Raw genomic sequence first — 10,992 nt, forward strand, 5'->3', positions numbered from 1 at the left:
CGGCGTCCACGGCCGCGAACCAGCCGTCCTGGAAGCGCTCGACGGTCCGCAGCCACACCTCGGCGAGCAGCGCGTCGCGGCCGGGGAAGCGGTGGTACACCGAGCCGCTGGGGGCGCCCGTCGCCTGGGCGACGGCCGACATCGTCACCCCGGCCGGGCCGGACGCGGCGGCCAGCGGCACGGCGGCGTCCAGGAGTTGCTCGGTGCTGAATCGGGGTGGCCTGGCCATGAATCGGAGAGTACTCTCCACAACTGTTTTGGAGAGAGTTCTCTATTTGGTGGAGGTGGCGCGTGTGGGCGTCCACAACGTGCACGAACGGCTGCTGCCCGTCCCGGCGGACCGGGTCGGCGCCCTGCTCGACACCCTGGCGCGCCCCGGCGCCGGGGACCGCCTGTGGCCGCACCGGAGCTGGCCCGCGATGACGTTCGACCGGCCGCTGGGCGTCGGCGCGGCCGGCGGACACGGACCCGTCCGCTACACGGTCGTCGCCCATGTCCCCGCCCTCTGGGTGCGGTTCGCCTTCGACGGACCGCGCGGCTTCCACGGCTTCCACGAGTACGCCGTACTGCCCGCCGGCGCGGGGGAGCCGGGCACGCTGCTGCGGCACACCCTCGCCATGCGCACCACCGGCCCCGCCCGGCTGAGCTGGCCGCTCGTCTGGCGCCCGCTGCACGACGCGCTGATCGAGGAGAGCCTGGACCGGGCGGAACGGGCCTGCGCGGGCGCGGTGGCGCGGCCCGCGCGCCGGGGACCGTACACCCGGCTGCTGCGCGCCCTCGCGCGACGCCTCGCGGCCCGCACCCCCCGGGGGTGAATTCGCGGGCCGCCACGGCGTTTCACGCGCCCGGGCGCCCCCGCTCGATGATCATCGTTCCGCCCCGAACGCGGCGTTTGCCCCCCGGGGCACCATCCTGCCGCACTCCTCATCCGGACGACGCCCGCGCGACGCGAACACGTCAGCCCCCGGATGCGCCGGGCCGGTGGACTTCCACCCACACCACCAGTCAGGGGAGGGACAGATGACGCACTCATCGCCACAGCAGGAGCTGCGCGAGGCCGCCCGGCACACCGACCGCCGCCGCTTCCTCACCGTCACCGGAGCCGCCGCCGCACTCGCCTTCTCGGTCGGCCTGCCCGCCGCCGGAACGGCCAGCGCCCGCGAGATGAGCGGCCACCGCATCGGCGAGGACCCCTTCACGCTCGGCGTCGCCTCCGGCGACCCGCTGCCCAACTCCGTGCTGCTGTGGACCCGGCTCGCGCCCCGCCCCTTCGAACCCGACAGCGGCCTGCCCCGCGCCCGCGTCGAGGTCCGCTGGGAGCTGGCCCACGACGAGCGCTTCACCCGGATCGTGCGGCGCGGCACCACGTACGCCCACCCGGAGTTCCACCACAGCGTGCACGTCGAGGTCCAGGGCCTGGCCCCCGACCGGGTCGTCTACTACCGCTTCCGGGCCGGCCAGTGGACCAGCCCCACCGGACGCACCCGCACCGCGCCCCCGCCCGGCGCCCCCAAGCGCGAACTGGCCCTGGCCGCCGTCTCCTGCCAGGCGTACCACGACGGCTACTACACCGCCTACCGCCACCTCGCCCAGGAGGACGTGGACGTCGTCTTCCACCTCGGCGACTACCTCTACGAGTACGCCGTCAACGCCACCGGCGGCGCCCGCGCCTACACCGACCGCACCCTGCCGGCCCTCTTCAACCACGAGACGACGACGCTGGAGGACTACCGGCTGCGGTACGCCCTCTACAAGTCCGACCCGGACCTGCGCGCCGCCCACGCCGCACACCCCTTCGTCGTCACCTGGGACGACCACGAGACCGAGAACAACTACGCGGGCGACACCCCCGAGAACAGCGTGCCGCCCGAGGAGTTCCTGATCCGCCGGGCCGCCGCGTACCGCGCCTACTGGGAGAACCAGCCGCTGCGCGCCCCCCAGCGGCCCACCGGCCCCGACATGCGCCTCTACCGCCGCCTCGGCTTCGGCAGGCTCGCCCAGTTCGACGTGCTCGACACCCGCCAGTACCGCAGCGACCAGGCGTACGGCGACGGCTGGCAGACCCCCGGACCCGAGTCCGGGGACCCGCGGCGCACCCTGACCGGCGCCACCCAGGAACGCTGGCTCATCGACGGCTGGCGCCGCTCCCGCGCCACCTGGAACGTCGTGCCCCAGCAGGTCACCTTCGCCCGGCGCCGCGACGTGCCCACCGACGCCTACAAGCTGTCCATGGACTCCTGGGACGGCTACCCCGCCTCCCGCGACCGCGTCCTGCGGGGCGCCGAACGCGCCGGAGTGGACAACCTCATGGTCCTCACCGGCGACGTCCACGTCAGCTACGGCTTCGACCTCAAGCGCGACTTCGACGACCCCGACTCGCGCACCGTCGGCACCGAGATCGTCACCACGTCCATCACCAGCGGCAAGAACGGCTCCGACAAGCCGTCCAACTACAACAACCTCACCCGGGCCAACCCGCACCTGAAGTTCTACAACGGGCGCCGCGGCTACGCCGTCATCACCCTCCAGGAGCGCTGGGCGCGCACCGACTTCCGTACGGTCTCCGCCGTCACCACGCCGGGCGCGCCCCTCACCACCGCCGGCTCCTACGTCACCGAGGCCGGCGACCCCGGCCTCAAGCCGGCCTGACGGCCGGGCCCTACAGGTCCACCGGGTAGCGGACGCCGATGTGGTCACGCACCGCGTCGAGCGTCCGCATCACCGCGAGCGAACCCTCCAGCGGCACCAGCGGCGACTCCGTCTCGCCCGCCCGCACCGCGCGCATCACCTCGGCCGCCTCGTACTGCATCCCCGACAGGCCCTGCGGACCCGGACCCGAGGTGATCTCCTCCGGCTCCGCGCCCGCCCGGTGCAGCACGAACCCCTGCGGATGGAAGAAGCTGTGCGGAATGTCGATCCGGCCGCCCGTCCCGATCACCGTGGCCGACGTCGGGTGGTGCCCCACGATCGAACACGACAGCAGCGCGTTGGCGCCCGAGTCCCACCCCAGCAGCATCCCGGTGTTCAGGTCCACGCCCTCCGGCGACAGCAGGGCGTCCGCCTGCACCCGGTCCGGCTCGCCCAGCAGCAGCTGCGCGAACGACACCGGGTACACCCCCAGGTCCAGCAGCGCCCCGCCGCCCAGCCGCGGATCGCGCAGCCGGTGCCCCGCGTCCAGGTCCCCGGCGAACCCGAAGTCCGCCTGCACGGTCCGGACCTCGCCGATCGCCCCGTCCCGCACCAGCTCGGCCAGCCGCCGGACGACCGGGTTGCAGTACGTCCACATGGCCTCCATCAGGAAGACCCCGCGGTCCCGGGCGAGCTTCACCAGCTCCCGCGCCTCCCGCTCGTTCAGCGTGAACGCCTTCTCGCACAGCACGTGCTTCCCGGCCTCCAGCGCCAGCGCGGCGGCCTCCCGGTGCGCGGAGTGCGGCGTGGCCACGTACACCACGTCCACCTCCTCGTCCGCGACGAGCCCCGCCCAGTCGCCGTACGCCCGGGGTATCCCGAACCGCTCCGCGAACGCCCGCGCCGAGGCGTCCGTACGGGAGGCCACGGCCACCACTTCCGCATCGGGCATGGCCAGCAGATCGGCGGTGAACGTCGCCGCGATACCGCCGGTCGCCAGTACGCCCCAACGGACAGTCCCGCTCATGCACACTCCAAAAGGTGTCGACCATCCCCGCTGAGCTGAGAGCATAGAGCCGGATTCAACAACCATGGAGATGAAGAATGCCGGAGAGCGGCGTCAGCCGGGCCCAGCACATACGCACCACCGACACCACCCCCGCCACCCCCGCCCCCGCGCGGGACGGGAAGCGGCCCGGCGGCCCGGCCACCCCCGCCGCCCGCCGCACCGGCCTCCTCGTCACCCTGGTCCTCGGCGGACTGACGGCGCTCCCGCCGCTGTCCATGGACATGTACCTCCCGGCGCTCCCCGCCGTCACCGACTCGCTCCACGCCCCCGCCGCCACGGTCCAGCTCACCCTCACCGCCTGCCTCACCGGCATGGCCCTCGGCCAGGTCGTCGTCGGACCGATGAGCGACCGCTGGGGCCGGCGCCGCCCGCTGCTCCTCGGCATGGCCGTTTACGTCCTGGCCACCGCGCTGTGCATCTTCGCCCCGTCCGCCGGGCTCCTCATCGCCTTCCGCCTCGTCCAGGGCCTCGCCGGCGCCGCCGGCATCGTCATCTCCCGCGCCGTGGTCCGCGACCTGTACGACGGCGTCGCGATGGCCCGGTTCTTCTCCACCCTGATGCTGATCTCCGGTGTCGCCCCCGTCATCGCGCCGGTCATCGGCGGCCAGGTGCTGCGGCTCACCGACTGGCGCGGCATCTTCGGCGTCCTGACCGTCGTCGGCCTGCTGCTCACCTTCGTCGTCTGGAAGTGGCTCGGCGAGACCCTGCCGCCCGCCGAGCGCCACACCGGCGGCATCGGCGACGCGCTGCGCACCATGCGCGGCCTGCTCGCCGACCGGGTCTTCACCGGCTACATGATCGCGGGCAGCCTCGCCTTCGCCGCCCTCTTCGCCTACGTCAGCGCCTCGCCCTTCGTCATCCAGGAGATCTACGGCGCCTCCCCGCAGACGTTCAGCCTGCTGTTCGGCCTCAACTCCATCGGGCTCATCGCCGTCGGCCAGATCAACGGCAAGCTGCTCGTCGGCCGGGTCAGCCTCGACAAGGCCCTCACCTGCGGACTCGTCGTCATCGTGGCGGCGGCGACCGCGCTGCTCCTGATGACGTCCGGGGTCTTCGGCGACGTCGGCCTGGTGCCGGTGGCCGCCGGGCTCTTCGTCCTGATGTCGGCGATGGGCCTCGCCATGCCCAACACCAACGCGCAGGCCCTGATGCGCACCAAGCACGCCGCCGGCTCGGCCTCCGCGCTGCTGGGCACCTCGCAGTTCCTGATCGGCGCCGTCGCCTCCCCGCTCGTCGGCATCGCCGGCGAGGAGACCGCGGTCCCCATGGCCGTCGTCCAGCTCGCCTGCGCCGCCGGCGCCCTCGTCTGCTTCCTCACCCTGTGCCGGCCCTGGCGGGCGCGCCCCTCCGCGCTCTGACGCCCCTCCCGGCCCGCCTACAATTCCTCGGTGAACGCCACCTTCCCCACCGCGGACGCCCTGCGCGCGGCCCTGTCCGGAGCACTGGACGGGCTGCCGCCCAAGCAGGCGGGCCAGGCCGTCGACCGGCTCATCGCCCACTACCGGGGCACGGTGCCCACCGGCACCCCGGTGCTCCGCGACCGCTCGGACGTCGCCGCGTACGCCGCGTACCGGATGCCCGCCACCTTCGAGGCCGTACGGGCCGCCCTCGGCGCGCTCCGCGAGGCCGCCCCCGACTGGGCGCCCGCCACCCACACCGACGTCGGCGGCGGCACCGGATCGGCGAGCTGGGCCGTCGCGGGGGAGTGGCAGGGCCAGCGCACCACCGTCCTGGACTGGGCCGAACCCGCCCTCGCCCTCGGCCGCGAACTCGCCGCCGCCGGCCCCGAGTCCCTGCGCACCGCCGACTGGCGGCGGGCCCGCATCGGCCAGGACCTGGAACTCGCCCCCGCGGACCTGGTCACCATCTCCTACGTGCTCAACGAGCTGACGGACCCCGCGCGCACCGCGCTCATCGACGCGGCGGCCGCCTCCGCCCAGGCCGTCGTGGTCGTCGAACCCGGCACCCCGGACGGCTACACCCGGATCATCGAGGCCCGCGACCGGCTCACCGCCGCCGGACTCACCGTCGCCGCGCCCTGCCCGCACAGCGACGCCTGCCCCATCGAGCCGGGCACCGACTGGTGCCACTTCGCGGTCCGGGTCAGCCGGTCCTCGCTCCACCGGCAGGTCAAGGGCGGCTCCCTGGCGTACGAGGACGAGAAGTTCAGCTACGTCGTCGCCACCCGGTTCACCCCCGACCCGGTGACCGCCCGCGTGATCCGCAGACCGCAGATCCGCAAGGGCCAGGTGCTCCTGGACCTGTGCACCCGCGACGAGGCCCTGGGCCGCACCACGGTCACCAAGCGGCACGGCGGGCTCTACCGCGCCGCCCGGGACACCGACTGGGGCGACGCCTGGCCGCCGCCCCCGGGGGACTAGCCGCGCAGCTCCTGCGTACAGCACTTCACGCTGCCGCCGCCCTTGAGCAGCTCGCTCAGGTCCATCGGAACCGGCTCGAAGCCGCGCGCCCGCAACGGGTCGAACAGGCCCGTCGCCGCCTGCGGCAGCACCACGTGGAGCCCGTCGCTCACCGCGTTCAGGCCGAGCGCGGCGGCGTCCGCCTCCCCGGCGATCAGCGCGTCCGGGAAGAGCCGCGCGAGCACCGCCCGGCTGCCCGGCGAGAACGCCGGCGGGTAGTACATGACCTCGTCCGCCGCGTCGTCCAGCACACACAGCGCGGTGTCCAGGTGGTAGTAGCGCGGGTCCACCAGGTCCAGCCCGATCACCGGCCGCCCGAAGAACTCCTGCGCCTCCCCGTGCGAGAGCGGCGAGGACCGGAAGCCCCGGCCCGCCAGCACGTAGGAGGCGGTCACCGCGAAGTCGCCCTCGCCCTCGTTGACGTGATCCGGCTCACGGACCTCGTTGAAGCCGTGGGCCAGGAACCAGTCGCGGTGGGCGGCCGCCTCCTCGAACCGTTCCTGATAGGCGAACCGGGCCCCCAGGACCCGTCCGTCGATCACGGTGGCGCCGTTGGCCGCGTAGACCATGTCCGGCAGGTCCGGGCGCGGCTCCAGCAGATCGACGGTGTGGCCCAGAGCGCGGTAGCGGTCGCGCAGGTCCTCCCACTGCGTCTGCGCCAGGGGCAGGTCGACCGGCTTGGTGGGGTCCATCCAGGGATTGATGGAATACGTCACCCGGAAATGGGAAGGCGCACACATCAGGTAGCGCCGGGGTGTCGCTTCACGAGGCAATGAGGGCTCCTCACGAGGTGTCGCGGCGGCTGGTGGCCACTGCGGCGGGTGCGTCGCACGGGTGTGTGCGTGAGCCCATGGTGCGCCGTCCGGAGCCGCCGGGACAGTGGTCCGAACGGGTGGTTCCCGCGGACGCGGACCCCCGGCGCACGGCACCGGCCGGGCCGAATGCCGTCACGATACGTGCTCTTTCATGACAAAGCGTGTGAAGGTGCCGTCCGTGCTCCCCCGCCCGTCCCACCCCGCTTCCGGACTCTGGCCACCTGAGGCGCAGGATGGTGGGACCATGGGCAGGGGCAACGCAAAGGCAAGGGGATAGATGGGCGTCGATTTCGGCCGTTCTCGCGGCTCAGAGAGCAAGTTTTCCCAGTGGCTGCGGCGCCGACCCAAACCGCAGCAGCGCGAGGTCGACGACACCGCACGGGAGGCGCTGCTCCTGGCTGTCGCCGAAGCCGGAATGCCGATCGCGCCCGCCGCCCACCCGGTGGGCTACCGATGTTCCTGCGAACGCATCGGCTGCCCCACCCCCGCCCGACACCCCGTCTCCTTCGCCTGGCAGACGCAGTCCACCACGGACCGTGCCCAGATCGAGCGCTGGGCCCGCAGCCAGCCGCAGGCCAACTTCATCACCGCGACGGGCATGGTCCACGACGTGCTCGACGTACCGCTGGCCGCCGGTGAACAGGCCCTGGAGCGGCTGCTCGCCGCCGGGGTCGAGGTCGGGCCGGTGGCCCGCTCCGGCGACGACCGGATGCTGTTCTTCACCGCGACGCGCGGCACCCCCGAGGACGAGGACGAGTGGTGGCCGTGCGAGCTGGACTGCCACCCCGAGACGATGGACGAGCACCCCGGCCTGCGCTGGCACTGCCGGGGTAGCTACGTACTGCTGCCGCCCGCCCAGCTGCCCGGTGAGCTGGACGTCGCCTGGCTGCGCGGCCCCGAGCACCCGCTGCCCGACCCGCTGTCCCTGCTGGAGACGCTGACCGACGCCTGCGCGCGGTTCGTCGGCGCCGCCGGGGGCGAGGCCGGCCACGACGCGGTGGCCTGGCCGCTGCGCCGGTAGCCGGGCCGCCGGGCGCTCCCGTCTACGAGCCCTTCGCCGACGTCAGGCCCGGCAGCCGGTTGAGCACGGCCACCCGCTTCGCGTCGGCGTCCTTGCCCGGTACGTACACCAGCTGGCTCGACACCCGTTCCTTGGTGAGGGTGCTCTTCACCTCGCCGGTCAGCAGCGCCTCCACATCGGGATCGACGGCCGGGCGCAGCCCCTCGGCGGCGGTCTGCCGCTCGTAGTGCCTGCTGCTGAAGAAGACCAGCGCCCCGCCGTCCTCGGTGGCCAGCCCGAGCGGGGCGAACGCACCGCTGTCGATCGGCTGGTCGACGTACTGGTACGAGAAGCCGGCCCGCCGGGTGTTCAGCCGGGCCTCGCGCCACTGCGAGGTGGCGGAGCCGGGCGCGAAGACGTCCGGCGAGCCCTTCTGGAGGTACTGCGTGTACCGGCTGCCGAGGTCCTGGGGGGCCACCACGAGTTCGGAGTCGTCCGGGGCGACCGGCCTCGCCCCGCCTTCGCCGTCCTTCGCGAGGGCGGGCAGGTCGTCGGGCGCGACGACCGACAGATAGGCGGCCTTCCAGCCCGCGTCCGGGCCGGTCTTGACGAAGACCAGCAGCCAGCGGTCGTCCCGCTCGCCCTCGTCCTGGTCGCGGTTGGAGTCCGTGTCGGCGAGGAACCAGCGCGGCCAGCCGGCCTTCCGCGGGATCACGAACCGGGCGTCGGTCAGCTCCAGCGGCCGGTGCCGGGAGTTGCCGGTGGGCGATATCCGGTGCCGGGCCCGGAGCCCCGCCTGGTTGATGGCGCCGAGGGAGCCCGTCACCACGTCCGCGTCGAGCGCGGGATCGTACGCCTTGTCGGCGGCGTTGTACGCGGCGGTGAACTTCGCGAGCGCCTTCGCGGCCTCAGCCTTCGTCGCCGCCGGAACGACTTCCCGCTCGCCGTGCACCGTCACGCATCCGCTCGCCGTCAGGCTCAGCACCGTCGCCACCGCGAGTCCCGCCGCCCGCCGCACCGGCCCCAGACTTCTCATCCGCTGCTTTCCGCGCCTTCTGATCCGTCGCCACTGACCGTCCGAACCCTACCGGGGCCAGGAACAGCGCGAGGGTCGGGACCAGATACAGGGCCCACACCGTGAGTTGGAGGACGGTGGGGTCCGGCTGGAAGTTGAACGTGCCCTTGAGCAGGGTGCCGTACCAGCTGTCCGGCGGGATGGCGGAGCTGATGTCGAACGCCCGGTTCCCGAGGCCGCCGAGGAACTCCGCCTCCTGCAGGTCGTGCACCCCGTACGCCAGCACACCGGCCGCGACGACGACCAGCATGCCGCCGGTCCAGGTGAAGAACTTCGCCAGGTTGATCTTCAGCGCGCCCCGGTAGAACAGCCAGCCGAGCACCACCGCCGTGCCGATGCCGAGCACCGCGCCGATCATCGGGTGCCAGCCGTCGTCCGCCGCGTGCACCGCGCGCCACACGAACAGCGAGGTCTCCAGGCCCTCCCGGCCGACCGCCAGCAGCGCGGTGGCGACGAGCGCTCCGGTGCCCATGGCGAGCGCCGCGTCGAGCTTGCCGTGCAGCTCCGCCTTGAGGTGGCGCGCGGTCCGGCGCATCCAGAAGACCATCCACGTCACCAGGCCCACCGAGACGATCGACAGCGAACCGCCGAGCGCCTCCTGCGCCTTGAACGTCATCTCCTGCGAGCCGAATTCGAGCCCGGCGCCGAAGGCGAGGCTCACCGCCACCGCGACGGACACCCCGATCCAGATCGGCGCCAGCCGGTCGCGGTTGCCGGTCTTCACCAGGTAGGCGATGAGGATGCAGACGACCAGGCTGGCCTCCAGGCCCTCGCGCAGCCCGATCAGGAAGTTGCTGAACACGTGTCGGTTCCCTTTCCGCTTCGAGTCCCGTTACGAGAACAGCGCCCGGCCCCACCAGTCGTCCTTGTCGCGGACGCCCGGCGGGACGGCGAAGTGCGCCGAACCCACGTGCTGGATGTACTCGTTGAGTGCGTCGTGTGCCGCCAGGCGCCGCTGCATGGGGACGAACGCCTTGCGGGTGTCGCGCTGGTACGCCAGGAAGAACAGCCCCGCGTCGAGCCGGCCCAGACCGTCGGTGCCGTCCGTGAAGGAGTAGCCCCGGCGCAGGATGGTCGCCCCGTCGTTGCTGTCCGGGTGCGCCAGCCGTACGTGCGCGGTGGGCAGCATCGCCTTCAGGAACGGCTCGTCGCGCTCCTTCGACCGGCCCACCGGGGCGCCCTCGCCCTTGTCGCGGCCGAAGACGTCCTCCTGCTCCTTGAGCGAGGCGCGGTCCCAGGTCTCGATGTGCATCCGGATGCGCCGGGCGACCAGGTAGGAGCCGCCGGTCATCCAGTTCGGCCCGTCCCCGGCGCCGACCCAGACGTGCCGGTCCAGGGAGGCGGTGTCGGTGCCGGAGATGTTCCGGGTGCCGTCCTTGAAGCCGAGCATGTTGCGCGGGGTCTGCTCGTCCGGGGTGGTGGACGAGGTCTTGCCGAAGCCCAGCTGGGACCAGCGGATCGCGGTGCGGCCCATGCCGATCCTGGCGAGGTTGCGGATGGCGTGCACGGCCACCTGCGGATCGTCCGCGCACGCCTGCACGCACAGGTCGCCGCCGCTGCGGGCCTTGTCGAGGTTGTCGCCGGGGAACTTCGGCAGATCCACCAGCGCGCCGGGCCGCCGGTCCGCCAGCCCGAAGCGGCCCTCGGCGAACAGCGAGGGCCCGAAGCCGAAGGTCAGCGTCAGCCGGGACGGCTTGAGGCCCAGCGCCTCGCCCGTGTCGTCCGGCGGCGCCTCGGGCAGTCCGCCGTAGGCGCCGTCGCCGACCGCGTGGCCGGCGGTCATCCGCTCGGCGGCCCGGGTCCACTCCTTGAGCAGGGCGACCAGTTCGGCCCGGTCCTTCGTCGTCACGTCGAACGCGGCGAAGTGCAGCCGGTCCTGGACGGCGGTGGCGATCCCGGCCTGGTGCGCGCCGTGGAAGGGGACGGCCGCGCCGCTGTCGGCGGCCGTCGCCGTGCCGCCGTCGCCGGAGCGGGCCGCCGTGACG

11 protein-coding genes are annotated in these 10,992 nt (G+C 73.2%); 5 read left to right on the plus strand and 6 right to left on the minus strand.

Annotated elements, in window-relative coordinates:
• Window positions 1–229 (minus strand): TetR/AcrR family transcriptional regulator (locus tag MHW47_RS25115; RefSeq protein ID WP_239226044.1); only part of this gene is annotated, 229 nt, incomplete at its 3' end.
• 64 nt (window positions 230–293) lie between these two features.
• On the opposite strand from MHW47_RS25115, the gene MHW47_RS25120 reads away from it, so the two are divergent.
• Together MHW47_RS25120 and MHW47_RS25125 are read left to right on the plus strand one after the other, a co-directional pair.
• Entirely contained in the window at window positions 294–815 is a 522-nt protein-coding gene (locus MHW47_RS25120; protein WP_239226045.1) for an SRPBCC family protein, read from the plus strand.
• A gap of 205 nt (window positions 816–1,020) precedes the next feature.
• Entirely contained in the window at window positions 1,021–2,649 is a 1,629-nt protein-coding gene (locus tag MHW47_RS25125) for an alkaline phosphatase (protein ID WP_239226046.1), read from the plus strand.
• 10 nt (window positions 2,650–2,659) lie between these two features.
• Here the strand turns inward: MHW47_RS25125 and MHW47_RS25130 are convergent, their stop codons facing one another.
• Window positions 2,660–3,655 (minus strand): Gfo/Idh/MocA family protein, encoded by a 996-nt coding sequence (locus MHW47_RS25130; protein ID WP_239226047.1) that lies wholly within the window; start codon window positions 3,653–3,655, stop codon window positions 2,660–2,662.
• Between the two features lie 77 nt (window positions 3,656–3,732).
• Here MHW47_RS25130 and MHW47_RS25135 point away from each other — a divergent pair, with 77 nt between their 5' ends.
• Together MHW47_RS25135 and MHW47_RS25140 are read left to right on the plus strand one after the other, a co-directional pair.
• A complete protein-coding gene (locus MHW47_RS25135; protein ID WP_239226048.1) occupies window positions 3,733–5,055 on the plus strand; it encodes a multidrug effflux MFS transporter in 1,323 nt (440 codons plus the stop codon).
• A 30-nt stretch (window positions 5,056–5,085) separates the two neighbouring features.
• On the plus strand, window positions 5,086–6,078 hold the full coding sequence (locus tag MHW47_RS25140; protein WP_239226049.1) for a small ribosomal subunit Rsm22 family protein: 993 nt from the start codon (window positions 5,086–5,088) through the stop codon (window positions 6,076–6,078).
• Here the strand turns inward: MHW47_RS25140 and ddaH are convergent.
• Window positions 6,075–6,890 carry a dimethylargininase gene (gene ddaH, locus MHW47_RS25145; RefSeq protein ID WP_239226050.1) on the minus strand — a complete coding sequence of 272 codons (816 nt, stop codon included), beginning with the start codon at window positions 6,888–6,890 and terminating at the stop codon, window positions 6,075–6,077. The genes MHW47_RS25140 and ddaH overlap by 4 nt on opposite strands.
• 319 nt (window positions 6,891–7,209) lie before the next feature.
• On the opposite strand from ddaH, the gene MHW47_RS25150 reads away from it, so the two are divergent.
• Window positions 7,210–7,953, plus strand: coding sequence for a bifunctional DNA primase/polymerase (locus tag MHW47_RS25150; RefSeq protein WP_239226051.1), 744 nt, complete (start codon window positions 7,210–7,212; stop codon window positions 7,951–7,953).
• A gap of 22 nt (window positions 7,954–7,975) precedes the next feature.
• Here MHW47_RS25150 and MHW47_RS25155 read toward each other — a convergent pair whose 3' ends face one another.
• From MHW47_RS25155 to efeB, 3 genes are all read right to left on the minus strand, one after another.
• Entirely contained in the window at window positions 7,976–8,890 is a 915-nt protein-coding gene (locus MHW47_RS25155) for a hypothetical protein (RefSeq protein WP_239226054.1), read from the minus strand.
• The gene (gene efeU, locus MHW47_RS25160; protein WP_239226052.1) at window positions 8,841–9,809 is read right to left on the minus strand and encodes an iron uptake transporter permease EfeU; all 969 of its coding nucleotides are present in this window, start codon (window positions 9,807–9,809) and stop codon (window positions 8,841–8,843) included. Before efeU ends, MHW47_RS25155 begins: the two co-directional genes overlap by 50 nt.
• Before the next feature lie 30 nt (window positions 9,810–9,839).
• The coding region (gene efeB, locus MHW47_RS25165) for an iron uptake transporter deferrochelatase/peroxidase subunit (RefSeq protein WP_239226053.1) at window positions 9,840–10,992 on the minus strand (1,153 nt) is incomplete at its 5' end.

It is taken from the genome of Streptomyces sp. OfavH-34-F, from assembly GCF_022347745.1.
In the GTDB taxonomy this organism is placed as follows: domain Bacteria; phylum Actinomycetota; class Actinomycetes; order Streptomycetales; family Streptomycetaceae; genus Streptomyces.